This is a genomic window from Pseudomonas sp. NFACC51 (assembly GCF_900103575.1).
Classification (GTDB): domain Bacteria; phylum Pseudomonadota; class Gammaproteobacteria; order Pseudomonadales; family Pseudomonadaceae; genus Aquipseudomonas; species Aquipseudomonas fluorescens_Q.
This window is the reverse complement of record NZ_FMXH01000022.1, coordinates 4526-29894: the sequence shown is the minus strand read 5'-3', so window position 1 is coordinate 29894 and position 25369 is coordinate 4526. Positions and strand designations below refer to the sequence as shown.

At 60.5% G+C, this 25369-nt stretch carries 22 protein-coding genes; 14 read left to right on the top strand and 8 right to left on the bottom strand.

The window, feature by feature from the left end:
* Window positions 1-57: 57 nt before the first annotated feature.
* From BLT00_RS29130 to dctP, 4 genes are all read right to left on the bottom strand, one after another.
* Window positions 58-1053, bottom strand: coding sequence for a TRAP transporter substrate-binding protein (locus BLT00_RS29130; protein ID WP_092149004.1), 996 nt, complete (start codon window positions 1051-1053; stop codon window positions 58-60).
* 108 nt (window positions 1054-1161) lie between these two features.
* Complete coding sequence (dctM, locus tag BLT00_RS29125) at window positions 1162-2445, bottom strand: C4-dicarboxylate TRAP transporter large permease protein DctM (protein WP_092149002.1); 1284 nt, start codon at window positions 2443-2445, stop codon at window positions 1162-1164.
* A complete protein-coding gene (locus BLT00_RS29120; protein ID WP_092149000.1) occupies window positions 2442-3074 on the bottom strand; it encodes a TRAP transporter small permease in 633 nt (210 codons plus the stop codon). The genes dctM and BLT00_RS29120 overlap by 4 nt, the downstream gene beginning before the upstream one ends.
* A 66-nt stretch (window positions 3075-3140) precedes the next feature.
* Entirely contained in the window at window positions 3141-4136 is a 996-nt protein-coding gene (gene dctP, locus BLT00_RS29115) for a C4-dicarboxylate TRAP substrate-binding protein DctP (RefSeq protein ID WP_014336661.1), read from the bottom strand.
* Window positions 4137-4465: 329 nt separating this feature from the next.
* Here dctP and BLT00_RS32295 point away from each other — a divergent pair, with 329 nt between their 5' ends.
* The 9 genes from BLT00_RS32295 to BLT00_RS29075 all read left to right on the top strand — a co-directional run bounded on the left by BLT00_RS32295 (window position 4466) and on the right by BLT00_RS29075 (window position 12846).
* The gene (locus BLT00_RS32295) at window positions 4466-4591 is read left to right on the top strand and encodes a hypothetical protein (protein WP_256572246.1); all 126 of its coding nucleotides are present in this window, start codon (window positions 4466-4468) and stop codon (window positions 4589-4591) included.
* A complete protein-coding gene (locus BLT00_RS29110; RefSeq protein WP_092148998.1) occupies window positions 4588-4815 on the top strand; it encodes a hypothetical protein in 228 nt (75 codons plus the stop codon). The genes BLT00_RS32295 and BLT00_RS29110 overlap by 4 nt, the downstream gene beginning before the upstream one ends.
* 725 nt (window positions 4816-5540) lie before the next feature.
* Window positions 5541-6695, top strand: a complete 1155-nt coding sequence (locus BLT00_RS29105) for a mandelate racemase family protein (protein ID WP_170867330.1) — start codon at window positions 5541-5543, stop codon at window positions 6693-6695.
* Window positions 6696-6766: 71 nt separating this feature from the next.
* Window positions 6767-8389: an ABC transporter substrate-binding protein gene (locus BLT00_RS29100; RefSeq protein WP_092148996.1), complete on the top strand. Its 1623-nt coding sequence runs from the start codon at window positions 6767-6769 to the stop codon at window positions 8387-8389.
* Window positions 8390-8423: 34 nt separating this feature from the next.
* Window positions 8424-9461, top strand: coding sequence for an ABC transporter permease (locus tag BLT00_RS29095; RefSeq protein WP_025211956.1), 1038 nt, complete (start codon window positions 8424-8426; stop codon window positions 9459-9461).
* The gene (locus tag BLT00_RS29090; RefSeq protein WP_063322887.1) at window positions 9461-10363 is read left to right on the top strand and encodes an ABC transporter permease; all 903 of its coding nucleotides are present in this window, start codon (window positions 9461-9463) and stop codon (window positions 10361-10363) included. The genes BLT00_RS29095 and BLT00_RS29090 overlap by 1 nt, the downstream gene beginning before the upstream one ends.
* Before the next feature lie 10 nt (window positions 10364-10373).
* Entirely contained in the window at window positions 10374-11213 is an 840-nt protein-coding gene (locus tag BLT00_RS29085; protein ID WP_092148994.1) for an ABC transporter ATP-binding protein, read from the top strand.
* Between the two features lie 10 nt (window positions 11214-11223).
* On the top strand, window positions 11224-11991 hold the full coding sequence (locus tag BLT00_RS29080) for an ABC transporter ATP-binding protein (protein ID WP_092148992.1): 768 nt from the start codon (window positions 11224-11226) through the stop codon (window positions 11989-11991).
* 132 nt (window positions 11992-12123) lie between these two features.
* Window positions 12124-12846 carry an oligogalacturonate-specific porin KdgM family protein gene (locus BLT00_RS29075; protein ID WP_092148990.1) on the top strand — a complete coding sequence of 241 codons (723 nt, stop codon included), beginning with the start codon at window positions 12124-12126 and terminating at the stop codon, window positions 12844-12846.
* A 183-nt stretch (window positions 12847-13029) separates the two neighbouring features.
* Here BLT00_RS29075 and BLT00_RS29070 read toward each other — a convergent pair whose 3' ends face one another.
* Window positions 13030-13773: a FadR/GntR family transcriptional regulator gene (locus tag BLT00_RS29070; RefSeq protein WP_092148988.1), complete on the bottom strand. Its 744-nt coding sequence runs from the start codon at window positions 13771-13773 to the stop codon at window positions 13030-13032.
* 96 nt (window positions 13774-13869) lie between these two features.
* Between BLT00_RS29070 and BLT00_RS29065 the strand changes: the two genes are divergently transcribed.
* The gene (locus BLT00_RS29065) at window positions 13870-14583 is read left to right on the top strand and encodes a FadR/GntR family transcriptional regulator (protein ID WP_092148986.1); all 714 of its coding nucleotides are present in this window, start codon (window positions 13870-13872) and stop codon (window positions 14581-14583) included.
* Window positions 14584-14651: 68 nt separating this feature from the next.
* Here the strand turns inward: BLT00_RS29065 and BLT00_RS29060 are convergent, their stop codons facing one another.
* Together BLT00_RS29060 and BLT00_RS29055 are read right to left on the bottom strand one after the other, a co-directional pair.
* Window positions 14652-15701: a hypothetical protein gene (locus BLT00_RS29060; protein ID WP_092148984.1), complete on the bottom strand. Its 1050-nt coding sequence runs from the start codon at window positions 15699-15701 to the stop codon at window positions 14652-14654.
* 181 nt (window positions 15702-15882) lie between these two features.
* Complete coding sequence (locus BLT00_RS29055) at window positions 15883-16299, bottom strand: VOC family protein (RefSeq protein ID WP_092148982.1); 417 nt, start codon at window positions 16297-16299, stop codon at window positions 15883-15885.
* 108 nt (window positions 16300-16407) lie between these two features.
* Here BLT00_RS29055 and BLT00_RS29050 point away from each other — a divergent pair, with 108 nt between their 5' ends.
* From BLT00_RS29050 to BLT00_RS29040, 3 genes are all read left to right on the top strand, one after another.
* Window positions 16408-17061: an arylsulfatase gene (locus BLT00_RS29050; RefSeq protein ID WP_092148979.1), complete on the top strand. Its 654-nt coding sequence runs from the start codon at window positions 16408-16410 to the stop codon at window positions 17059-17061.
* Window positions 17062-17102: 41 nt separating this feature from the next.
* Window positions 17103-17852, top strand: a complete 750-nt coding sequence (locus BLT00_RS29045) for a hydroxypyruvate isomerase family protein (RefSeq protein WP_092148977.1) — start codon at window positions 17103-17105, stop codon at window positions 17850-17852.
* Window positions 17853-17960: 108 nt separating this feature from the next.
* Entirely contained in the window at window positions 17961-18506 is a 546-nt protein-coding gene (locus BLT00_RS29040) for a DUF4256 domain-containing protein (RefSeq protein WP_092148974.1), read from the top strand.
* A gap of 207 nt (window positions 18507-18713) precedes the next feature.
* Here the strand turns inward: BLT00_RS29040 and BLT00_RS29035 are convergent, their stop codons facing one another.
* Entirely contained in the window at window positions 18714-20222 is a 1509-nt protein-coding gene (locus BLT00_RS29035; RefSeq protein WP_092148971.1) for a hypothetical protein, read from the bottom strand.
* Between the two features lie 495 nt (window positions 20223-20717).
* On the opposite strand from BLT00_RS29035, the gene BLT00_RS29030 reads away from it, so the two are divergent.
* The coding region (locus BLT00_RS29030; RefSeq protein ID WP_092148968.1) for a two-partner secretion domain-containing protein at window positions 20718-25369 on the top strand (4652 nt) is incomplete at its 3' end.

Genomic DNA, 25369 nt, shown 5'->3' with positions numbered 1-25369 from the left:
CTCGCCACAACAGAAGTGTTCAGCCAGGGGCTTCAAGTTATCCCCCGCCTTGTTACATCACTGGGCCTTGTTGGACGCCTGCGCCGCCTTGATCAGATCGGGCCCGATCTCCTGTTCGAACTTGGCCCACACCGGCTTCATTTTTTCGCGCCAGGCATTGCGCTGCTCTGGTGTGAGGGTAATGACCTCGGTGGTCTTGGCGTCCAGCACATGCTGCTTGTCCTGTTGGTTGAACCGCTCCGCTTCTTGGTTGGCATAGGCGGTGGACTCAACCACGATCTTGTCCAGTTCGCTGCGGATATCCGGTGGCAGGCCTTTCCAGAAGTCCGAGGTGGTGATCAACATGTAGTCGAGTATGCCGTGGTTGGACTCGGTGACATATTTCTGCACTTCATTGAGTTTCTGGTTGTAGAAGTTCGAATAGGTGTTTTCCGTGCCGTTGACCAAACCGGTGCGCAAACCCTGGTACACCACTGAGAAAATCATCGGTTTAGCCTTGGCATCCACCGCCTTGAACTGTTCCTCCAGCACTGCGGAGGTCTGGATCCGGAACGTCAGGTCGCGGGCGTCCTCGGGTGTGCGCAACGGCTTGTTGGCCGATAGCTGCTTCATGCCGTTATGCCAATAGGCCAGGCCGGTGATGTTCTTGCTTTCCATGGACTTGAGCAGCTTCTGGCCCTCGGGGCTGCGCTGAAAACGGTCCACGGCGGCGATGTCGTTGAACAGGAAGGGCAAGTCGAACAACTGTACCGACTTGGTGTACTGATCGAATTTGGCCAACGACCGCGCAATGATCTGCACTTCCCCGAGGAGCAAGGCTTCCAACTCCTTGTCATCGCCATACAGCGTGGAGTTGGGGTACACCTCCACCTTCACCTTGCCCGCCAGCCGTTCATCCACGAGCTTCTTGAACATCAACGCGCCCTGGCCCTTGGGCGTTTGTTCGCCAACGACGTGGGAGAATTTGATGACGATCGGCTCAGTCGCCATGACCATGCCCCACGCCCCGAAAGCCAGGGTGCAGGCGAGCGCTTTCCACATAGGTTTTAGCATTGCGAGGCGTCCCTTTCAGTGTCCGAAGGCACAGGGCCGACAGGTCGGCCCTATCCCTCTGTGACGAACAAGTTGTCCTGTGCCCGTCACGGAGTGTGTTTATCGGGTTTAACTCATTCCCAACCAGTTCGGTAGCACCAGCGAGATCCACGGCACATAGGTAATCAGCACCAGGAACGCCAGCAGAATCATCAACCACGGCATGGCCGCGCGGATGGTGGCGGGCAGGGACATGCCGGTCACCGCCGAGGTGACGAACAGGTTCAACCCCACCGGTGGCGTGATCAGGCCGATCTCCAGGTTCACCACCATGATGATGCCCAGGTGGATCGGGTCGATGCCCAGTTTCATGGCGATGGGGAACAGGATCGGCGCCAGGATCAGGATGATCGCCGAGGGTTCCATGAACGCGCCGGCAATCAGCAGCACGATGTTCACCACCAGCAGGAAGGTCACCGGCGTCAACCCGGCATCGATCACCCATGCCGTGATTTGCTGCGGCAGTTGCTCGGTGGTCAGCACATGGGCGAAGAGCATGGCGTTGGCGATGATGAACATCAGCATGATGCTCAGCTTGGCCGACTCCAGCAGCACTTTCGGGGTCTCACGGAACGTGAGGTCCTTGTAGACGAACAACGCAATGAACGCCGAATACACTGCCGCCACCGCCGCTGCTTCGGTGGGGGTGAACATCCCGGAGTAAATCCCGCCGAGGATGATGAACATCAGCAGCAGGCCCCAGATGGCCTGGCGTGCCGTGCTCAACCATTCACGGAGCGTCGCCCGGGGCAGGGCTGGGAGGTTTTTCTTCACCGCGACGATGTAGATCGCCACCATCAGGAAAAAACCCAACAGCAAGCCGGGAATCACACCGGCCATGAACAGCTTGCCCACCGAGGTTTCGGTCGCCGCGGCATACACCACCATCACGATCGAGGGCGGAATCAGGATGCCCAGGGTCCCGGCGTTGCAGACGATGCCTGCGCCAAACGCCTGTGGATAACCCGAGCGCACCATCCCGGCAATGGCAATGGAGCCGACCGCCGCCACTGTCGCGGGACTTGATCCCGACAACGCAGCAAACAGCATGCAAGCCAGCACCGCCGCAATCGCCAGGCCGCCACGGATATGCCCGACGCAGGCGTTGGCAAAGTCGATCAGCCGCCGCGCCACACCGCCGGTGGTCATGAACGCACCGGCCAGCAGGAAAAACGGAATCGCCAGCAGCGTGTAGTGCTCGGAGGTTTCGAACAGCTTGATCGCCAGGGAACGCACCGAGTCGGGACTGAAGAAAATGATGGTCAACGAACCGGCCAAACCCAGCGATATGGCGATGGGCACGCCGATGAACATCAGCACGAACAGTGCTATGAACAGGAAGGCAATGGTCATGGCTTGTCTTCCTCATGTTCGGTCAATTTGATGGCTTCGGCCGCTTCATCGGCCAGCCCCAGGCCGGTCTGGCGATTGCGCAGGATTCGCACGAGAATTTCCGCGAAACGGATAAACACCAGGGCAAAACCGACCGGTACGATCAACCCGATATGCCACTGCATGATGCCGAAATGGCCGAGATCCTCGGCGCCGATCTGGGCAATCATCAACGTGTTGATCCATTCGAAACTCGCCACCGCCAGCAACCCGGCATAGCCAAGGCAGCACAGGCAAGCGATGACGCCGATGAAACGCTGCACCGGTTTGCTCGCCAGTTTCACCAGCGCATCGACGCCGATGTGCCCGGCCGTGCGCACGCCGTACGACAGGCCAAAGAAAATCAGCCAGCCAAACAGCGCCTTGGTCAGTGATGTGCTCCAGGTCATGGCCTGGGCCATACCCATGATGTTGTCGCCGATGGCGAACATCGGTTCGCTGGCGGCTGGCCAATGATCGCCGAGGCTGTAGAAAACCGCATAGAGGTTGTTGAGTACCACGTAGACGAACGTTACGAGCGTCATGGCGGCCAGGAGAAAGGCGATGAAACCTTCCTCGAAGTGTTCCCAGATGCGCCGAAGGGCGTTCATGGACGACATCTCCTGTTGGAGGGACGACAGGCCGGTGCCGCCAGGGTGGCGACACCGGCCAACCAATCACTGGGCTTTATTGGACGCTTCGGCTGCTTTGATCAGGTCAGCGCCGATATCGCCTTCGAACTTCTTCCACACCGGTTTCATCTTGTCGCGCCATTCGCCACGTTCTTCTGGCGTCAGGGTGATGATCTCGGTGGTCTTGGCGTCGAGGATGCGTTGTTTGTCGTGCTCGTTGAGCTGTGCCGCCTCTTTGTTCACATGGGCGGTGACTTCTACCAGGATCTTGTCCAGTTCCGTGCGAATGTCCGGTGGCAGGCCGTTCCAGAACTTGGTGTTAGTGATCAGCATGTAGTCGAGCAAACCGTGGTTGGACTCGGTGATGTACTTCTGCACTTCATGCATTTTCTGGCTGTAGATGTTGGAGTACGGATTTTCCGCACCGTTGACCACACCGGTCTGCAAGCCTTGGTACACCTCGGCAAAACTCATCTTGCGCGGATTGGCGTTCACCGCCTTGAATTGTTCTTCCAGCACCGCTGACGCCTGTACCCGGAACTTCAGGCCGCGAGCATCCTTGGGTTCACGCAGGGGTTTGTTCGCCGACAGCTGCTTCATGCCGTTGTGCCAATAAGCCAGGCCGGTGATGTTCTTGCTTTCCATGGATTTGAGCAGTTTCTGGCCTTCAGGGCTCAACTGGAAACGGTCCACGGCGGAGATGTCATCGAACAGGAACGGCAAGTCAAACAGCTGTACGGTCTTGGTGTATTGCTCGAACTTGGCCAGCGATGGCGCAATCATCTGCACGTCGCCCAGCAGCAAGGCTTCCATCTCCTTACCATCGCCGAACAACGAAGAGTTGGGGTAGACCTCGACCTTCACTTTGCCTGGCAACCGTTCTTCCACCAGTTTCTTGAACAACAGTGCGCCTTGGCCTTTTGGTGTTTGCTCGGCGACCACATGGGAGAACTTGATCACCACCGGATCTGCCGCCATGGCCGTGCTCATCGCGCTCAGGGCCAATGTGCAAGCGAGCGCTTTCCAGATAGGTTTGAACATTAGGGGCTTTCCTCTTGTTTTTAGTATTTTCGTGCGAGCTCATTCAAAACACAGCGTACGGCGGAACAATGATGAGTCTAGGCAGAAAAACAACTTGCGGGGACGGTTGACGGGAAAAACCGTCCTTTGGCCATACGTCTCGACAGGTTGCGTTAGAGTCTTCCTTGTGTCGGGCTGAAACATCACAAACGGGTCGAATACTGGGCCGGAAACCGTGAAGGGGTGGTAATGACTGGCTCTCAATCTCACGCCAGCGCTTATCGAATTCATGGGGCGAGGGGGGCTGCTAGGCTATGCGTCCAGGATGAAAAACCTCATGGAGAGGACAGATGTTTACATTCGACACGTTGTGGAAAAGCCATCCGCAGATATTTGGACAAATGGGTTTTTCGATCGAAGGCACGTTCTCGGACTTTCACGATTCCAAGGACATCTGGTTCTGGAAAGTCATATGAACGTCATCAAGGAAATTTTCTTCGTGCTCCTGATCATCGTGCTGGCGGTCGGCACATTTAACTTGGCGTTCATGGCCGTTGGTAGTTATTTCGGACCGTTCTACGAGAGCGAAGCAGACCAGAGCCGCAACTTTGCGATCTGGTTGTTTGGCAATGTCGGGGTGGTGGTCATGGCTGCGGCGCTGGGCATTGCCTGGAGACGACGGCGCAAACCTCGAATCTAGCCAGGCAGCCAAAGTCTGCACAAAACCTGTGACAGGGCGTCACCTTCCGCAGCCATCGCCTCCCACAATTTTGATCCCCTGTGTTCACGAATTCTGCGTCCGCCACAGTCCCCCTGTGGGGAGCGAGCCTGCTCGCGAAGACGCCGGCCCAGCCAACATCACCCTCTCAGACTGCATTCGCGAGCAAGCTCCCACCGTGGAATGGTGGCCTGCACGAATCTGCCAATCGACACCGATCCCGTGTGGAGAGGGAGCTTGCTCCCGCTGGGCTGCGCAGCAGACCCAAGCCTTTGCCTGAGACACCGAGTCGTCAGGCTTCAGGGCCGCTTCGCGCCCCAGCGGGAGCAAGCTCCCTCGCCACCGGATGTGGCTGCACCTGACCAATAGCCGTGATCGGTTTGGTGCGCGGACCTGACAGTTCACCGTCGCCTGAGCCACCGCTATCGCGAGCAAGCCCGTTCCCCCAGTCGCCCATCTCCTGCCCACGTCTTCAGCCTTCAAGGCGCTACGTCGTCTACGGCAAGTCGTCTCACTTTACGCTGTGTGGTATGACGACATTTTAAAATTTTGCTCATGGAAATGACCTCTTCTTCGCGAAAAGCCCCGTTAGCGTGTAAGTTTTATTGCGTTTAAGGGGTTGACAGCTCACCGGAAACGTCAGAATAATCCGACACGTTGTATGACGACATACAAATAAACAATAACAACATTTGGTGTTCCTCCCCATGAGAATCACAGGCGTTCACGTCGACGTTTTTTCCACCCCTTCGCGCCGTGCCCAGGACAGCGCCGGCCATGCCCATCCAGGCGATGAGGTCATGATCAAAATGGCTTTGCTGCGAATCGGTTGCGACGATGGCTCCGAGGGCTATGCCTTCGGCCCGCCTGAGTTGATTCGTCCGCACATCATCGAATCCTTCGTGCGCAAGGTGCTGATCGGTCGCGATCCGATGGACCGTGAAAGCATCTGGCAAGACCTTGCACACTGGCAGCGCGGCAGTGCCGGGCAGTTCACTGATCGGGCGTTGGCCCTGGTGGAGCAAGCGCTGTGGGACTTGGCCGGGCGCAAACTCAAGCTGCCGGTGCACAAGTTGATTGGTGGCTATCGCGATAAGGTTCCGGCCTACGGCTCGACGATGTGTGGCGACGATCTGCCGGGCGGGTTGTCCACGCCGGACGAGTACGGCCAGTTCGCCGAAAAGCTGGTCCAGCGCGGCTACAAGGCCATCAAGCTGCACACCTGGATGCCGCCGATTTCCTTCGCGCCGAACCCGCAAATGGACATCCAGGCCTGCGCTGCCGTGCGTGAGGCGGTGGGGCCGGACATCGCGCTGATGCTCGACGGTTATCACTGGTACAGCCGCATGGATGCGCTGACCATCGGCAAGGCCCTGCAAAAGCTGAATTTCGCCTGGTTCGAAGAGCCGATGATGGAAGACTCGGCGGAGTCCTATGCCTGGCTGGCCGCCAACCTGGACATCCCGGTGTTGGGCCCGGAAAGCATCGCCGGCAAGTTCCACAGCCGCGCCAGTTGGGTCACCCAGAAATCCTGTGACATCCTGCGCGCCGGCGTGGCCGGGGTCGGGGGCATCGGGCCGTGCCTGAAGGTGGCGCACCTGGCCGAGTCGTTCGGCATGGACTGCGAAGTGCACGGCAACGGCGCGGCGAACCTGGCGGTGGTCGGGGCGATCAGCAATTGCCGCTGGTACGAGCGCGGCCTGCTGCACCCATTCCTCGACTATGAAGAAGTCCCGGCGCACCTCAACAGCATTGTCGATCCGATGGACGCCGATGGTTTTGTACACCTGTCCGACCGACCGGGGTTGGGCGAGGACATCAACTTCGCGTATATCGAAGCCAACACCCTGTCTCGACATTGATCCTGTTCCACGCCTGAGGTCGATGGCTGCCCGGGCGACAAGTCTTTATAAATATAAGAAAGGACTGAACCATGAATCTCTGGCCCAAGCGCCTGACCAGGCTGCTGTGTGTCGCCGTGGCCCTGTACGCAGTGCAGGTGCCCGTCAGCCTGGCCCAAGGCGAAACGCCCCCCGACCAATTGGTGGTGGGCATGAGCATGATCAACCTGTTGTCCCTGGACCCTGCCGCGGCGACGGGGCTGGAGGTCGCCGAGGTCAACGCCAACGTCTACGATATGCTTCTGGAGCAGGATGCGGCGCAGCCGGACACGCTGATTCCGGCCCTGGCGAAAACCTGGGACATCAGCCCCGACCGCATGCGCCTGACCTTCCAATTGCGCGATGACGTGCGTTTTCACTCCGGCGCACCGCTCACTGCCCAAGACGTCGCCTGGTCATTGCAGCGTGTGGTCACCCTCAACCGCGCCCTGGCTTCGACCTGGAAAGCCTACGGTTTCACCGCCGACAACGTCGTCAAGTTGATGCGTGCCGAAGGGCCGCACACCTTTGTCATGGAGCTGCCACGCGTCACGGACCCGATGCTGGTGCTCAACACCCTGGCGACTTCTCCCAGCGCCTTCATCATCGATCGCAGCGTCGCCTTGCAGCATCAGGTTGGCGACGATCAGGGCGCGGCCTGGCTGGCGACTCACACAGCCGGCTCCGGCGCGTTCAAGCTCGATATCTGGCGCGCCAACGACGTGATCCTGATGAGTCGTAATGACGACTATTGGCGCGGCGCGGCGAAGTTGCGCCGGGTGATCATGCGCAACATGACCGAGTCCCAGGCCCTGCGGCTGATGGTCGAGCGCGGTGACCTGGACGTCGCCCGGGGCATGGCGGCCACCGACATCAAGGCCCTGGGCAAGGTCGATGAGGTGCGCATCCAGAGCATCGCCCGGGGCACGCTGTACTACGTGGCGATGAGCATGCAACAGCCGTTGTTCCAGGACATCCGCGTGCGCCAGGCCATTCGCCTGTTGATCGACTACCAGGGCATCAACGATGTGGTGATGCCGCACTACGGTGTGATCAATCAGCGGCCCTTGCAGTTGGGGCTGCCGGCACGCCTGGAAGACCCGGGCTATCGCCTGGACGTGGCCGAGGCCAAGCGCCTGTTGGCGGCGGCCGGGCATGCCGACGGCTTTAAAGTGACCATTCGATCGCTCACCGATCCGCCGTTCATCAACATCGCCACCAGCCTGCAAGCGACACTGGCCCAGGCCGGTATCCAGGCGACGATCATCACCGGCACCGGCAACCAGATCTACGGGGCGATGCGCGACCGTCAGTTCGACATCCTCGTCGGTCGCGGCGGTGGCGGGGCGGAGCGTCATCCCCATTCGAGCCTGCGGGCCCTGGTGTACAACCCGGACAACCGCACCGAAGCCAAGCTGAGCAACTTCCAGGGCTGGCGCACCTCGTTCTTCGACCCGCAGCTCAATCAGTTGATCGAGCAGGCCGAGCGCGAGCGTGATCCCGAGCGCCAGCGCGAAATCTACGCACGGATCCAGACCCTCTACGACCAACAGGCCGGGGCGATCATGCCGGTCTCACAGATGGTGGACGAAGTGGTGATCCACGCCGACGTGCGCAACTACATCGGCCACACCGCCGCCACCACGCGTCTTCGGGACGTCTACAAGCAGCGCTGAAATCGACGGCCACAGGGCCAAGGCAGGAATGAACATGTCGACTGCATCCTTTTCAATCTGGACCACCCGGGCCGCTTCGGCGACCCGGCGCGGCGGCTCGGTGGCGGTGACGCTGCTGGGGTTGCTGCTACTGACCTTTTTCATCGGGCGAGTGATGCCCCTGGACCCGGTGCTGGCCATCGTCGGCCCGGACGCCGACGCCTCGGCCTACGCCCAGGTGTACAAAGAGCTGGGCCTGGACAAACCGTTGTGGACCCAGTTCGCGATCTACCTCGGCGACCTGCTGCACGGTGACTTCGGCATGGCCTTGTTGACCGGCAACCCGGTCATCACCGACATCGCCCGGGTCTTCCCGGCCACCTTGGAACTGGCGACCCTGGCTATTCTGTTCGGCGTGTTGGCGGGCTTGCCGCTGGGTGTCTACGCCGCGACGCATCAGGGCCGTGCCGGTGACCATGTCGCACGGCTGATCACGTTGTTCGGTTACTCCACGCCGATTTTCTGGATCGGCATGATGGCCTTCCTGGTGTTCTACGCCTGGCTGGGTTGGGCCGGTGGCGTCGGGCGCATTGGCCTGGCTTATGACGGGCTGATCCCGAAACACACCGGGCTGTTGTTGATCGACACCGCCTGGTCCGGCGACTGGGAGGCCTTTCGCAGCGCCCTGCGGCACATCCTGTTGCCGGCGGTGATCCTCAGCTTCAACTCGGTGGCCTACATCAGCCGCATGACCCGCAGCTTCATGCTTGAGCAACTGTCCCAGGAGTACATCATCACCGCCCGGGTCAAGGGTTTGTCCCAGCGGCGGATCGTTTGGGGACATGCCTTCGGCAACATTCGCGTGCAGTTGTTGACCATCGTCGCGTTGGCCTATGGCGGCCTGCTGGAAGGCGCGGTGCTGATTGAAACCGTGTTCGCCTGGCCGGGGTTCGGCCAGTACCTGACCAGCAGCTTGCTGCTCGGTGACATGAACGCGGTGATGGCTTGCGTGCTGCTGATCGGCCTCATCTTCGTGACGCTGAACCTGATCAGCGACGCGTTGTACAAGATCTTCGACCCGAGGACTCGCTAATGAACCTGCCCCTGGCTTCCAGCGCACCCGCCGCGCTGCCCGCCTCCAGTACCGCAGCGATGGCCGCCAGTACCTTGCGCCTGCTGCGTTTCCTGCTGCGCAACCCGATGACCTTCGCCGGCCTGATCGTCGTCGCGACCCTGATGCTGGTCGCGGTCTTCGCGCCCTGGATCGCCGGCCACGATCCGCTGTTGCAGAACCTCGCCGGGGCCTTGCAGGCACCCAGCGGTGTGCACTGGTTCGGCACGGACGAATACGGTCGCGATGTCTTCGCCCGGCTGGTGTATGGCTCGCGCATCACCCTGTACATCGTCTTGCTGGTGACGGTGATTGTCGGCCCCATCGGCCTGCTGGTCGGCACGGTTTCCGGCTACTTCGGCGGTTGGGTCGACAGCCTGTTCATGCGCATCACCGACATCTTCATCTCGTTCCCCAGCCTGGTCCTGGCGCTGGCCTTCATCGCCGCCCTTGGCCCGGGCCTGGAGCATGCGGTGATCGCCATCGCGCTGACGGCTTGGCCGCCGATTGCCCGGCTTGCCCGCGCCGAAACACTGCCACTGCGCAACGCTGACTTCGTTGTTGCGGTGCAGCTCCAAGGCGCGTCGAGCACCCGCATCATCCTGCGCCACATCATCCCGATGTGCCTGTCGTCGGTGATCATCCGCCTGACCATGAACATGGCGAGCATCATCCTCACCGCCGCCGCCCTGGGTTTTCTCGGCCTCGGCGCCCAGGCACCGTTGCCGGAGTGGGGCGCGATGATCTCCACCGGGCGGCGCTACATGCTCGAAAGCTGGTGGCTGGTGGCGGCACCCGGTGCGGCGATCATGCTGGTCAGCCTGGCCTTCAACCTGTTGGGCGACGGCTTGCGCGACGTCCTCGACCCACGCAGCCAATCCTGAGGAACAGGCCATGACTGAGATAAAACTTGCGGTACAGGACTTGTGCGTGGAATTTCGCAACGCCGGCAAAACTTCCCTGGCGGTGCGTAACGTGTCGTTCACCCTGGGCCGGGAAAAACTCGCCATCGTTGGTGAATCCGGCTCAGGAAAATCCACCGTTGGCCGCAGTCTTTTGCGTCTGCATCCGCCGACCGCGCGGGTCACCGCCAAGACCTTGCGCTTCGCCGATATTGACCTGTTGGCCGCCAGCGAAAAGCAGATCCAGGCGATTCGCGGCGCGCGCATGTCGATGATCATGCAAGACCCCAAGTACTCGTTGAACCCGGTGGTGCGCGTCGGCGAACAAATCGCCGAGGCCTACCTGGCCCATCACAAGGTGCCCCATCGCGAAGCCCGCGAACGCGCCTTGGACATGCTCGCCAAGGTGCATATCCGCGACCCACGGCGGGTCTATGACCTGTACCCGCACGAGGTCTCGGGCGGCATGGGCCAGCGGATCATGATCGCCATGATGGTGATCACCGATCCCCAGGTGATCATCGCCGACGAGCCCACCTCGGCGCTGGACGTATCGGTGCGCCGACAGGTGCTCAATGTGCTGGAGGAGTTGGTCAGCGAACGTGACCTGGGGCTGATTTTCATCAGTCACGATTTGAATCTGGTACGGCATTTCTGTGATCGCGTGCTGGTGATGTACGCCGGTCGCGTGGTCGAGTCGATTGCCGCCGCCGACCTGGATAACGCCACCCATCCCTACACCCAAGGCCTGTTGGCCGCATTGCCGAGCCTGGACCATCCGCGCGCCACGTTGCCGGTGCTGCAGCGCGACCCACACTGGTTGAATGCTTGAGGAGCCTGTCATGAGCATGATTGAAATCGCCGGCCTGAACCTCAGTTTTGGTACCGGTTCGGCACTGAACGCAGTACTGCACGACGTCGACTTGAGTGTCGCCGAAGGTGAGGCATTCGGCTTGGTGGGGGAGTCCGGTTCGGGCAAGACCACCGTGCTGCGCTGCCTGGCCGGGCAGTACCAGCATTGGAGCGGACAACTGCGGGTCGCCGGCCAAGCCGTGACGCGCAACCTGCCGCTGAATCACTATCGCACGGTGCAGATGGTGTTCCAGGACCCGTACGCCTCGTTGCATCCGCGCTACACCATCGATGCCGCGCTGCAAGAGCCGCTGCGCATCCACGGCATCGACGGGCGTGCGCAGAAGGTCAGCGAGATCCTGCGCAAGGTCGGCTTGAACGACAGCTTTCGCTTCCGTTATCCGCACCAGTTGTCCGGTGGCCAGCGCCAACGCGTGGCGATCGCCCGGGCGCTGATCCTGCGTCCCCGGGTGTTGTTGCTGGACGAGCCGACCTCGGCGCTGGACGTCTCGGTGCAGGCGGAAATCCTCAACCTGCTGGCCGACTTGCGTCACCAGGAAGGGCTGACCTACCTGATGGTCACCCATGATCTGGCGGTGGTGGCGCATTTGTGTGATCGGCTGGCGGTGATGCAGCAGGGCCGGGTGGTGGAGACCCTCGACAGCCATCTGCTGGCGAGCGATGGCGCCACGCACGCGTACACCCGTTTGTTGGTGCAAGCCAGTCGGGACATACAACGCGTGCCCATCGCTGTTTGAGGTTCCATTAATTAGTTGTACTTGTTTTAACCCGTAAAAAACGTTGGAGCCCAGGTATCAATGCCGCGCACGCGCTCGCCTGTGATTTAGCGTCTGCCCTAACTAACCTTTTAACCAACAAGAATAAAAAACATGAAAAAGACACTTGTATTAGTTTCCCTCTCTGCATTGTTCACTTCGGTTGTTGCAGTGGCCGATACCGGCTACATCAATGTGCGTCACCAATATGCGGAGAAAACTCGCATGCACGCCGACCGCGCCAAGTTCGGTATACGACTGGACAACGGCGTGGGCCTGGAAGGTGAACTCAAATACAAGACCGCCGGTGACCGGCAAGACGTCGCCTTCGACAATACCGTTGGCAGTGGTCATGAATTCACCGTCAACTACCAGCACAAGATCGATGACCGCTGGACGCTGACGCCTTCGTTCGCCATGGAAAGCGACGAGGAATCCACCACCTACAAACTGGGCATGCGCCTGGGCTACAAAATCACCAAGGAGCTGAGCATCGCCGGTCGTTACCGTTACGATTCATCCAAGCTGGATCGCGACCAGATCGACCGTGACGTGCCGCATAATGGCCAGGACGATCAGAAGGTCAACCGTTACGATGTTTATATCAACTATGGCCCTCAAGGACCGTGGGCCTATGAATATCAATTGACTTATTTCGATGCCGACTACATTCGCTATAACGGCGGTACCGACGACTATGAACAGAATGCCGTGGTTAAATACCAGTGGGACAAACGCTGGGCGCCGTTCTTTGAAGTGGGCGATATCAAAGTCAACTCGGTCGACAGTGATCGCCAGTTGCGACTGCGGGTCGGTGTTAAATACAGCTTCTTCTAAATTGTGAGAGCAAGCGCCCCCAGACAGCACTGCTCGTTCAAGGGGGCGATGAATCCGTGGCGAGGGAGCTTGCTCCCGCTTGAGTGCGAAGCGCTCACAAAAATGGGCCTGCTGCGCAGTCCAGCGGGAGCAAGCTCCCTCGCCACAGTGAGTCAAGCAAACCTTAAGTGAACAGCATTGGGCTTACTCGTTGTAGAACGCCTGCCGTTGCTGGGTTTCACACAGGCGCATGCGGCTATTGCTCAAATGCAGGTACATGGCCGCCCGCGCCGCATCGACATTGCCGCTGGCGATGGCGTCGAAGATCTGCTGATGTTCGGCGTTGATCCCTTGCAGGTAAGCACTGCGATCGCTTTGCCCGGAGTAGGCGGAGTTCATGCGGGTACGCGGGATCAGCTTCGTGCCCAGGTGCTTCATGATGTCGATCAGGTAGTAATTACCGGCCGCCTTGGCGATTTTCAGATGGAACTGAAAATCGGCATTGATGGTGGTGCCGGATTTTTCCGGCCCTTGCAGCAACGCCTCCAGCGCCTGGGCCAGTTCGGCCAGGGCTTCGGGCGTTGCGCGTTCGGCGGCCATGCCGGCGGCCTGGACTTCCAGGCTCAGGCGAAACTCCAGCAGGCTGAGCACATCCGACAACGTGGCAATCGTCGCCGGCCCGAGGGTAAAGCCCTCGGGTGCCGGCATGTCCAAAACAAAGGTGCCGACGCCATGGCGCGTCTCCACCAGCCCTGCCGCCTGCAAGCGCGACAGCGCCTCACGCACCACCGAACGACTGACGCCTTCGGCCTCCATGATGTGCACTTCGGTGGGGAGCTTTTCGCCGCGCTTGAGAACACCTTCACGCATGCGCTGGGCAAAGCGGTCGACCAGGGTTTCGGCGAGGCGGCGCGGCTTGTTCAGTGGAGATAACGCTTGATCCGTCATCGGCTTGCTCTTGGGTGATCAGCGGGCATTATAGTGCGTTTTGCCGCGAGGTCGCGGCTATAATGCGCGATCGTCTGGCTTTAATGGATAGGTGCAATGGACCGTGTCACACCCGATCGACGCCTGAGCATGACCCAGCAACTGGTGGTCGACCTGACGCAGCAGATACTGGCCGGCGAACTGCCCGCGGGCAGCAAGTTACCCACCGAACAGGTCATCATCAAGGACCGTGGCGTCAGTCGGACCGTGGTCCGCGAAGCCATGTCGCGGCTTCAGGCCGAAGGTTTGGTGGAGACCCGCCACGGCATCGGCACCTTCGTGGTCGACACCGCCCGCCCCGGTGATTTCCAAGGCAGCAAACACGTCAAGGGTGGCGCCTACGACGCGCTGGCCGTGATCGAACTGCGCCTGAGCCTGGAAGTGGAAGCCGCCGGCATCGCCGCACAACGGGCCACGCCGGAACAGTTGCAGGCCATGCGCGAAGTACTCGACGCGGCGAATGCCCTTGAGGCGGCCGATGACGACAGCGCCCGGACGGATTTTGAGTTTCATCTGCAGATCGCCCAGTGCACGGGCAACAGTTTTTTCATCGACGCCATGGCCCATGTGGGCAATAGCTTGATCGCGGTCGTGCAACAGGCCGGACCGGCAGTGACGGGTCAAAATCGGGCGTTGGTGGTGCGTGAGCGCGAGCAGATCTACGCGGCGCTGGCGCGGCGGGATGCGGAAGCGGCGCGGGCTTCGATGCGCCTGCATTTGATCAATATGCTGCAGCGGGTTCGGGGTGCGGTCGAGTTGACGGCGCAATAACTTCCACCGCAGAACATTGTGGGAGCGAGCCTGCTCGCGATGACGGCGGTGCAGCCATGTTGTTCCTGCTAGTTGCGCTTCCAGCATTCCGCAAACTTTGCACATACCCCGTAACGCTCATCCATCTGCGCCATCCTCTCCAGGTGATGACCTACCGCTTCGACCGTCACCCCATTCCCGATTCGGAAGTACTCCACCATCATTGCGACGTCCAGGTCGATCTCGGCTTTTTCCGGCTTGGCATTGGCGGTTTTGGGCAACGCCCACTGTTCCAATTGCTCATCCTTCAACTGCCGCAGGCGCACCTGGTATTCCTCCTTGAAGCGTTCCATCGAGCGCGCCTTTTTCTGCGCCATGTCATCGCCAAACGTCTTCAGGTTTTCCCGGTACTGCGTCCAGTAGTCAGCCGGCAGCTCGAAGCCGAGCTTGGCCTTGCGTTCGCTGATCAAGGTGTCCAGTTTCTCTGGCGAATAACTTTCGATTTTTTCCTTGGCTGGATCGGTCTTTACGGTGACGACCAGGCTTTTGTCGATGACCCGGTTCATCAGTTCCAGGCGATGGGGCGTGTCCGGGTAGGTCTTGGGAAACAGCGGATTGCGTCCGGCGCAGGCGGGGAAGTCTTTCTTCAAGATCAGGATCGGCGTACGCACGTCCTTGCCATCGACCCGTTGCAAGCGTTGCAACTGAGTCTGGCAAAAGTTCTTCTCGGACTTGAACGTTACCTCGTATTCGGCATTGGCCTCGGGCGTAAAGTTGAAGCCCTTGCCGCACACGGCATAACCGCTGTTCATGTTGGTGCGCAGGTGAATCTGCTCACCCGGCTTGAGCTTGACCTCCAAGTAACCCCTGGCATCCTTGGGCGCCGGAACGCTCATCCCCACCCGCCGCGCGGTATCGCTCAGCAGCATATTATTGAGGATGCCAGTGGTTTGCCCGTCGCAATGGGCCGCGTCGAAATAGTCCAGCGTGGCGTTGCTGGTATTGGCGACGAACCGCAACTTGGCGGCGTCCGGTTCGATGGCATCGGGGTAACTGCCATTGACGCTGCAACCGCCGAGCAATACGAATAACGCGAACAATGCTGGCGACGGGACAAGACGGCGAGGCAGGGCGAGCATGAGGCATCCTTGAAGGATCGATAAAGTGGGTGAATGCTACTGAAGTGCCACTACTGCGTCCACCACCGACCTCCTGTGGGAGCGAGCTTGCTCGCGATGACGCCGGCACAGTCAACATCACCGATCCAGATAGACCGCTTCGCGAGCAAGCCCGCACAGGGGATTGCCTGCCAGTTGAAGCTCAGGGCTCCAGCGCCGGGCCCTTCAACTCGATCTGGTTGCCATCCGGATCGAAGCAGTAGATCGACCAGCCCTTGCCTTCCGCGCCATAGCGCATCTGCGCTTTCTCAACGGTCAGGCCAGCTGACGCCAAATGCGCGAGGAGGGCTGATTCATCAAACGGCTCGATCCGCAGGCAGAGGTGATCGACATTGTGCCCCTGCTTTCCCGCTGCCGGCCCACCCTGGCGACCGAGAGGCCCGTCGACGGCAACCAGGTCAATCATCGAAACACCGGTGCCCAGATGAAGCATGCCAAGATCGTCCCGGCGCTTCTTGAGCTCGCAACCAAGCACCGACGTATAGAAAGCGAGGCTGCGCTCGAGGTCTTTTACGCGCAGGACGATGTGGTCGATACGTTGAATCGTGAAGTTCTTCATACGGGCCTCATGTGCTCAGTGCCGCATTGTTTATTGCCACAGGAATTCCACACGCTATCGGGCCTTCTGATACCGTGCAAAAAACATGATCTGGAGAATGGCATAAGCATGAAGGCTCCACGCATTTTTATGATCCACGCGACCCCATTGGCGATCGAGCCCATCACGGCGGCTTTTGCCCGGCATTGGCCGCAGGCACGGATCATCAATCTGCTCGAGGACTCGCTACCCCAGGACCGGGTGGAAGAGGGCGAATTGACCACGAGCATGAAAGCGCGCTTCCTGGCGCTGTCCCACTACGCCGTACAAAGCGCGGCGGATGCCATTCTGTTTACTTGCTCGGCGTTTGGCGATGCCATCGACCTGGTTAAACCCGAGGTGGCCATTCCCGTGCTCAAGCCGAACGAAGCCATGATCGACCAGGCGCTGAGCCAGGCATCGCGCATTGCTGTGCTGGCAACGTTCGAACCCACCATTACTTCGATGATGCCCGAGTTCAAGCAAGCGGCAGAGCGCAGTGGTCGCGCGGTGGAAGTGGTGCCTTATTTCGTTCCGGGGGCATTGCAGGCGTTGAAAGACGGCAACTCACAAGCTCACGATGCTGCCATTGTGGAAATGGCCACCCGGGTCGAGGGCTGCGACCTGATCTGTTTTGCCCAGTTTTCGATGACCAGTGCTGCCGAACAGGCCGGGGCTCGCTCCGGCCTGCCAGTATTGACCACGCCCGACAGTGCCGTGCTGGCGCTGCGCAAGTTGTTCTAAACGGATGATTTCGTTTCTTCCCAGGATGGATGATTTACCCAATGCCCAAGTTCAACGCTCACCTCGGTTTTCAATTCAATGAAGTGCCTTTTCTACAACGCATCGAAGCTGCCGCCGCTGCGGGCTTTCGCGCGGTGGAATTCCCGTCACCCTATGAGTTCGACGCCAGTCTTCTAGCCGATCATCTGACTCAACATAACCTGCCGTTGATCCAGTTCGCCGCACCGGCTGGCGTGACCAAAGGCATCGCAGCCTTGCACGGCCAGGAAGAGGCGTTTCGCAGCGGCTTGCTCCAAGCGGCTCGCTATGCGAAGGCGCTGGCGTGTTCGGATGTCCACATCATGTCGGGCGTTACGGTCCAGGAAGACGCCGCGCGTATTTATGAGCGCAACCTGGAGTACGCCGTCAAATACCTTGAGGACCAAGGTTTGCGGCCGCTGATCGAAGTCATCTGCGTGCAGGAAATGCCGGACTACTACATGTCCGACTTCAGCAAGGCACAACAGGTGTTGGAGACGTTCCCGAGTGTCGGGCTGATCCTCGATCTTTACCACGCCCAACGGCTGACCGGGGACGCGGCGGATGTCCTGGCTCGCTTCTATGACCGAACCGTCCATGTGCAAATTGCCGACTGCCCGGGGCGTCATGAACCGGGGACGGGGAATATGGATTTTGCGGCCTTGTTCGCAGACCTGGAGCGGCGCGGCTACCAAGGCTGGATCGGCTGTGAATACCGTCCCACCGGTTCTACCGTGGCAGGCCTTGATTGGATCAAGCAGTTCAACGCCTGACCCCCTGTGGGAGCGACCATGTCTGTGGGAAATCTGCCGTATGTCTATCCTAGGTATTCTTGAACCAGGCGCGGAATCGGCAACCGATCACCCACGGACTTCCATACCATGAAAAAACAAGAACTAGACAACCTCATCCAAACCCTGAAAACCCGCTTCGAACAAAACCTGAGTCGTCACCCAGACATCCCTTGGGCCGACGTCCAGAACCGGCTCGAAAACAACCCCAATGCCCTGGCGTCCCTCCAAGCCATGGACGCCACCGGCGGCGAGCCAGACGTGATCGGCCTCGATCCGAAAACCGGTGTTGTCACCTTCTGCGATTGCGCTAAAGAAAGCCCGACCGGTCGCCGAAGCCTCTGCTACGACCGCGCCGCCCTGGACGCACGCAAGGAGAACAAGCCCAAAGGCAGTGCCGTCGAAATGGCCGAAGAAATGGGCATCGCCCTGCTGACGGAAGAGCAGTACCGAGCCCTGCAAACGCTCGGCGAGTTTGATGCCAAGACATCCAGTTGGCTGGCAACCCCTCCAGAGCTTCGCTCGCTCGATGGGGCGATTTTTGGCGACTACCGTTATGGCCGGGTGTTCATCTACCACAATGGCGTGCAGTCGTATTACGCGGCGCGGGGCTTTCGTGGGTTGCTGCGGGTCTGACTCTTCGAAATCACCGCGAACCCCGTGGCGAGGGAGCTTGCTCCCGCTGGGCTGCGCAGCAGCCCCAAGGCCATCCACCACGGTGCATCAGGAAAAACGGCGCCGGCAGGTTTTACGACTGCTGCGCAGCCGAGCGGGAGCAAGCTCCCTCGCCACAGACCGCAGCGGGGCAACCTGCTGCGGTGTTTCTGAGCGCGGAAAGGTCCCTCACTCAAAAACCAAAACCTCGCCCCCCTTGGCCTCGACCATCTCACTGAACGCCGGCAACCTCGCCACGAACGCCGTCTCGAACGCCAGGTACCGATCCTGCGCCGGCACATAACGAACATCCGGTTTGATACGCGGGATGTCCTTGGAAGACAGCTTCACCACCTCATGGCTGTCCTGATTCCAAAACCAGGCCAGGGTGTGTGTACCAAACGTATTGGCGCTGTAGTTCCACACCCACCAATCCCCATGCCCCCGGGCAACATGAAGCTGCCCATGAAAGGTGCGCAACGTAATGACCTGCTTGGGCTGCGTGACAAGCAGGCGCGTGTCCTGGCGCAGCTCACTGCCGAAACCGTCCAACAGCGCCTTCGTCGAAGCGCCGGTCACGAAGTTGAAGCGCCACGCCAACAGCACCGTCTCCTGATACCCCGAATGCTCGACGTTCTGCCGCGCACCTTCGCTGAACAGCAAAATTTCATCGCCCCCCAGATACGCGCTTGCCGCCCTGAGTTTATAAGCCTCGACGGGCATTGGTTTGGCGGCGATGGTTTGCTGGGGAGCGTCCTGATTCCAGATCCAGCACAACGGCCCGTTGTGCTGCATGAACAGCAAGCGGCGCGGGCCGACGGGCAGGATCGTCAGTTCATCCGCATGCTCGAAAATCACCTCGCTGCTGTCCGCCGTGATCCGCCAGATCCGCGTCACATGCTCGGGTTCGTAAATACGCTGGCGTTCGAATATCGCCGAGCCCACCACCACGCAGGGCTGTTCAAACTCCGGCCACTGCACCCCGGCAGGCCCGAACGCCGCGATCTCATCGCCTTGCCGAATCTCGTATTGGTAACGGTCATCCGCACTGTAATCGCCGCGCATCACCCGACGTTTCCACAGGCTGCGCTGGGCATCGGCATCGATGAGCTGCAAGTCCGCGGCGTCCACGCCGTCGGTGCGGTGTTCGAGCATGTCCTGCTCGATGGGCGGCCACTGGTTGTAATCGATCAGAAAGCACAGCCACTGGTCTTCGTCCTGCTCGGTAATGGCGGCCCAACCGTTGCGGTAGTTGTATTCATGCACATAGGTGGCGCCGGGATAGTCATGGACTTCCTGCAGCCACTTCACCTTGCCGCGCTTGGCTTTGGCCGGTTTGCGTTCAACGGCGGCAGGTTTGGGCGGCTCGATCAAACTCGCGGTGAACCTCGGCTCGCCGCGCTGGCCCTGCCAATGCCGGGCAAACGCCTCGCGTTGAGCGACCGGGACAATCACCGGCCGATAATCATCGCCACCGGCGTCCAGGTTCCACAAGTCATAACCCTGGCCCGCCAACACCGGCGCCAGTGCCTCGAAACAGACCTCGGGCATCTCGTTGGACAGCTCATCCAACAACGCCTCGAACCCCGGACCGGCAAACACACCGATATCGGGATAGTAATGCTGCAACAGCCCGAGCAGGTCGCCGCCCGGTGTTTTCCAATCGATATGAACCAACGGATCGAATTGCGCTTGCATCACGCCTGTCTTCCTTGTGATTTCCCTGCGCGTCATCTTAGCCGCACCCCTACCGAAATGGACAATCACCCCCCACCATCCAATCGTTCCCACGCTCTGCTGGGAATGCATCCCGTGACGCTCTGAGTCACCACCGGACGCGGAACGCGGAGCGTCTCTGGCGGCATTCCCCCGCGGCGCGTGAGGAACGATCGAACGCTGCCGAACTTCCGGTCGAAATGGGAGCGTTCCAGCATAGCTCGCCCACGAAGGCGACCAGCCTCCACCCGATGCACGTTACCCACCCATCGTGAAAAAAGTTCATTCGATCCCTTCAATCAAAAGCCGCGGGCGCTCAAGCAAAAGCGCGATCGGCAAGCCGCAGAGATGATGGCACGGAGCATTGTGGGATTTTCAAGCCGTCATCCGTCCGGATGCGGTTTTCCATTGATTTGTCGACGCGAACCGCCTGGTCGTCATGGCACGACCCGTCGTATTAAGGATGAGTGAACAAAAATGAATAGAGTTTACCGAGTCGTCTGGAATGCCGTGATGGGCGCGTGGCAGGTAGCATCCGAGTTGGTCAAGAGTCACGGCAAAGACAAAAGCCGTACATCGCTCAGCCTCGTCATCGGCGTAGGCGGCAGTGTCTTCGCCTCGGTCGCCGCGGCGGGGGCGTTGCCTTCCGGCGGCAACATCGTGGCGGGTAACGGCAGCATTCATCAGAACGGCAACAACATGGCCATTCATCAGGGCAGCGATAAGCTCGCGATTGACTGGCAAAGCTTCTCCATCGGCAAAGGCAACACCGTCCAGTTCGTCCAGCCGGGCGCGGCGTCTGTCGCATTGAACCGCGTGTTGGGCTCGGATGTATCGGTGATTCAGGGCGCGCTGAAAGCCAACGGCCAGGTGTTCCTGGTCAACCCCAACGGCGTCCTGTTCACACCCAGTGCTCAGGTTGATGTAGGCGGCCTGGTCGCGTCCACGCTCAACATGACCACGGAAGACTTCCTCGCGGGCAACTACCGTTTCAGTGGCACCAGCGCCGCCTCGGTGGTCAACCAGGGCAACATCAATGCCGCGCAAGGCGGCACCATTGCCCTGATCGCCGCAAAAATCGTCAACGAAGGCAGCATCACCGCGAACAAGGGTAATGTGCTGCTGGGCGCCGGCAGTGTCGTGACGCTCGATCTGGGCGGGCCGGTGCAGTTGGAAGTGAAAGAAGGTGCGCTTCAAGCGCTGATCGAAAACGGCGGCGCCATTCGTGCCGATGCCGGCCGGATCCTGCTGACCGCCCGTGCGGCGGAAACCCTGGCGAGCACGGTGATCAACAACACCGGTTTGATCGAAGCCCGTTCCCTGGATATCGGTGAAAACGGCGTGGTGACGCTGATGGGGGATCAGGGCGGTGTGCAAGTCGCCGGGCGAATCGATGTGTCCTCCGAGACCGGCAAGGGCGGCAAGATTGTCGTGACCGGTGAGCATGTCGCGATCAACGGCGGCGCTGAGCTCGACGCCACCGGCGCCAAGGGCGGCGGCGACATTTATGTGGGCGGTAGCTGGCAAGGCAAGGACCCGGCGATCAAACAGGCCAGCCAGACCACCATCGCCGCCGGTGCCGTGCTCGATGCATCGGCGACCGACAACGGCAAGGGCGGTACCGTGGTGGCCTGGTCGGATACCAAGAAGCCGGGCAGCGTGACGCGGGTGGATGGCACGCTGAAAGCCACCGGCGGTGCCAAGGGCGGCGACGGCGGCAAGATCGAGACCAGCGGTGCCAAGTTGGCGGTGAGCAAAGCCGCCGATGCTTCGGCCAAGAACGGCAAGGGTGGCTTGTGGTTGCTCGACCCGGACAGTGTCACCGTGGGGCCGGGTAATGGAGGGCTGACGGGCGGCGCCAACGGCCAAGCCGCCACGGTCGGTTTCGACGCGATCGACACCGCCCTGGCCGGCGGCACCGATGTGGCAATCAAGGCCGACAATACCATTCACTGGAACGGCGACTACACACCGCAGAGCGTCAGCGGTGACCGGACGCTGACGTTGCAGTCGGGACACGACGACGGCGCAACAGGCCGTTATGTCTTCGGCAATATCTTCCTCAACGGTGACATCGACGCCAGCGGCGCAGGCAATGGCAACAGCCTGGCGTTGATTCTCAACGGCAAAATCGCGCTCAACACCGACGTCAGTTTGAAGAGCAACGGCGGCAATGTCGTATTTGCCGGCGTGGTGGACTCCGATGCGGTGGCCAACAACCGCCAACTGCGCGTCGATGCCGGTTCGGGCTCGATCATCTTCAGCGACATGGTCGGCGGTAACAGCGCGCTGGGCGCCCTGTATGCGACCACCAGTGGCACCGGCAAGACGTTTATCAACGGCGCAAAAGTCTTCACCCGCGGCGAGCAGGTCTACACCGGTGCGGTTGAGCTGGGCACTTCACAATTCCTGAACGCCGACTTCGAAAATGGCCTGGTCGGTTGGAAGACGTCCATCGACCAGTTCTTCACGGGCGTCACCGTGGTGGATGGCGTGGTCTCGCCGAATGATCCGACGTTGCCGACGACCTCGCCAACGAACGGCAATGCGCCGAGCGTTTCCCCTGGCGACCAGGGCGACATGAATTACAAACCCCTCACTCCGGTCGCTGCCGTTGGCCAAGGCGAGGATGGCGGCGCCGCGCTGCTGCTGGGGACCGAGAATACCTCCAACTGCCTCAACGCCCCCGCCGGCTGCATCATGCGTGGCCCTTCGGTCGTGAGCGAGGGCACGGTCTCCCTGGCCGCCGGGGAAAAGGTCAGCTTCGATTACAAACCGGTCGCGGGCGGCGATACCTACGATGTCTTCGGCTACCTGTTGAACGTCAATACCGGCGAATACCAGATCATCCTGAATGAAACGGGTAACGGCACGGGGGCGGTGAACTGGCAAAGCCACACGGCTACGGCGGACAAGGCCGGCACGTACAAATTCGTCTTCGTCTCGGGCAGTTTCGACCAGACCGCCGGCAAGCAGGTCGGTGGCTCGCTGTACGTTGACAACATCAAGACCGACACCTCGGGCAGCAAGGGCCTGCAAGGCAGTTCCATTACGTTCAATGGCAGCCTCAACAGCACCGACAACAACCTGGCCATCAAGGCGGACGACATCAACTTCAACGGCGGCGTCGGCAGTGTCACCGGCAATGGGAACATCACCCTTGAGACCAACACGCCGAGCAAAGACATCGCAGTGGGCGGCAGCACGGGCGATGCCCCCGGTTCGTTGGAACTGACCGGCACCGACATCGGCGCACTGGGCGACGGGTTCACCTCCGTCAACATCGGCGGCGCAGACATGACCGGTGACATCAACATCATCGAAGCGACCCGCATCAACGACAACCTCGTCCTCAATGCCGGCACCGGCAATATCCATATCAATGACCAATTGACCGTGGCCGACGCCCCGGGCACTGGTAACGATGACACCAAGCCGGCCCCCGTCCTGGTGTTGCAGAGCAACGGTGGCAAGGTCGACCAGACCGCCGGTGGTGCCCTTGTCGCCGATGGCCTGGTGTTGCTGGGTGACGGCGCTACCCATGATCTCGACAACGCGGCCAACGACGTCAACACCATCTCCAGCGACACCGGCACGGTCAGCTTTGCCGATGTCGATGACCTGACCGTCGGCGTTGTAACCATTCCCGATAGCCAGACCCCGACAAACCCGCAAGGCGTGCCGGTCGCCGGTATGACCCAGACCGGTGACCTGAACCTTGTCGCGGACAAGCTCACGGTCGGCCAGGCCCTGCTCACCCAGGGCGATACGAGCCTGACCGCCGACGAAATCGATCTCGCCGCGAGCGTTTCCGGTAGCGGCAGTCTCACCCTGCAGCAGAAGACCGATGGCCTGGACATCCACCTGGGCGGCAGCGACGACCCGGAGGTGACCGGGCCTAACGATCCGTTGGTGCTGTCCGACGCTGACCTGGCCAACATCCAGGATGGCTTCGACAAGGTCGTCATCGGCAACGACAAGACGCGCAACATCACCGTCGACGATGAAGGCGCGACGTTCAAGGACGATCTGGCCCTGGTCGCCAACGGCGTCCTGGATTTGCTGGGCGATCTGATGCTCAAGGATCCCGAAGGCACCGACGAAGACGGCACCACCGGCAAGGGACTGACGCTGAGCGTCGACGCGGGCAAAGGTGCGACTCAGGGAACTGGCGCGACCATTACCGCAGACGAATTGGCCTTGCGTGGCGAAGGTGACTTCCAACTGGGCAAGGGCGGGCATGACGTGGGTGTCATTGCCGCCGATGTCGGCAGCCTGGCATTTGCCGGCAATGGCAACCTGACGGTAGGCATCGTGGACGGTACCGTGGGGATTACCTCCGATGAGGCGGTCACCCTGAAAACCGATCACGACCTGACGTTGGTAAAAGGCATCACCATAGAAAACGGCCCTCGAGACGATGCCAGCCAGGGCCAGACCCGTGCCGACGACATCATCACCTTGGAAGTGGCGGGCAACACCATCCAGTCCGGCGACGCCGGGGCCAAGCTGGATGCCAGCGGCCTGGTGCTGCTGGGCGGCAATTACGCGCTGGGCAACACCGGCAACGTGATTGGCGACATCGCCAGCGCGGCGGGCAAGGTCCAATTCAACAACAGCGCAGACCTCAAGGTGGGTTCGCTGACTGCGACCCATGCCGACGGCACGCAGACCACCATCACCGGGGTGAACAACACCGGCGATGTGAGCATCGGCACCCAAGGTAACTTGGCGATCAACGAAGGACTGGCCACCAGCGGCAATGTGTTCCTCAATGTCGATGGCAAGACCACCCAGGATGCCAACGGCAACATCACCGCCGACGGCCTGGCCCTCAACGGTGGCGATTTCGAGTTGCGCAACAATGGCAACGTGGTGGGTGATATTGCCAGCGAGGCGGGCAAGGTTGCTTTCAACAACACCGGTAACCTGAAAGTCGGCACGCTGACCGAAACCGACGGCAACGGCAACGTGGTCAAGGTCACCACGGGGGTGAACAACTCCGGCGACGTCAGCATCGGCACCCAAGGTGACTTGGCGATCAACGAAGGGCTGGCCACCAGCGGCAACGTGTTCCTGAACATCAGTGGCAAGACCACCCAGGATGGCAACGGCAATATCACCGCCGA

Coding starts and splice junctions, on each gene's coding strand:
- BLT00_RS29100 (WP_092148996.1), top strand. CDS start 6,767: ATGAATCTCTGGCCCAAGCGCCTGACCAGGCTGCTGTGTGTCGCCGTG.
- BLT00_RS29035 (WP_092148971.1), bottom strand. CDS start 20,222: ATGCAAGCGCAATTCGATCCGTTGGTTCATATCGATTGGAAAACACCG.
- BLT00_RS29120 (WP_092149000.1), bottom strand. CDS start 3,074: ATGAACGCCCTTCGGCGCATCTGGGAACACTTCGAGGAAGGTTTCATC.
- BLT00_RS29060 (WP_092148984.1), bottom strand. CDS start 15,701: ATGCTCGCCCTGCCTCGCCGTCTTGTCCCGTCGCCAGCATTGTTCGCG.
- BLT00_RS29070 (WP_092148988.1), bottom strand. CDS start 13,773: ATGACGGATCAAGCGTTATCTCCACTGAACAAGCCGCGCCGCCTCGCC.
- BLT00_RS29090 (WP_063322887.1), top strand. CDS start 9,461: ATGAACCTGCCCCTGGCTTCCAGCGCACCCGCCGCGCTGCCCGCCTCC.
- BLT00_RS29040 (WP_092148974.1), top strand. CDS start 17,961: ATGAAAAAACAAGAACTAGACAACCTCATCCAAACCCTGAAAACCCGC.
- BLT00_RS29110 (WP_092148998.1), top strand. CDS start 4,588: ATGAACGTCATCAAGGAAATTTTCTTCGTGCTCCTGATCATCGTGCTG.
- BLT00_RS29055 (WP_092148982.1), bottom strand. CDS start 16,299: ATGAAGAACTTCACGATTCAACGTATCGACCACATCGTCCTGCGCGTA.
- dctP (WP_014336661.1), bottom strand. CDS start 4,136: ATGTTCAAACCTATCTGGAAAGCGCTCGCTTGCACATTGGCCCTGAGC.
- dctM (WP_092149002.1), bottom strand. CDS start 2,445: ATGACCATTGCCTTCCTGTTCATAGCACTGTTCGTGCTGATGTTCATC.
- BLT00_RS29045 (WP_092148977.1), top strand. CDS start 17,103: ATGCCCAAGTTCAACGCTCACCTCGGTTTTCAATTCAATGAAGTGCCT.
- BLT00_RS29130 (WP_092149004.1), bottom strand. CDS start 1,053: ATGCTAAAACCTATGTGGAAAGCGCTCGCCTGCACCCTGGCTTTCGGG.
- BLT00_RS29085 (WP_092148994.1), top strand. CDS start 10,374: ATGACTGAGATAAAACTTGCGGTACAGGACTTGTGCGTGGAATTTCGC.
- BLT00_RS32295 (WP_256572246.1), top strand. CDS start 4,466: ATGTTTACATTCGACACGTTGTGGAAAAGCCATCCGCAGATATTTGGA.
- BLT00_RS29080 (WP_092148992.1), top strand. CDS start 11,224: ATGAGCATGATTGAAATCGCCGGCCTGAACCTCAGTTTTGGTACCGGT.
- BLT00_RS29050 (WP_092148979.1), top strand. CDS start 16,408: ATGAAGGCTCCACGCATTTTTATGATCCACGCGACCCCATTGGCGATC.
- BLT00_RS29065 (WP_092148986.1), top strand. CDS start 13,870: ATGGACCGTGTCACACCCGATCGACGCCTGAGCATGACCCAGCAACTG.
- BLT00_RS29095 (WP_025211956.1), top strand. CDS start 8,424: ATGTCGACTGCATCCTTTTCAATCTGGACCACCCGGGCCGCTTCGGCG.
- BLT00_RS29075 (WP_092148990.1), top strand. CDS start 12,124: ATGAAAAAGACACTTGTATTAGTTTCCCTCTCTGCATTGTTCACTTCG.
- BLT00_RS29105 (WP_170867330.1), top strand. CDS start 5,541: ATGAGAATCACAGGCGTTCACGTCGACGTTTTTTCCACCCCTTCGCGC.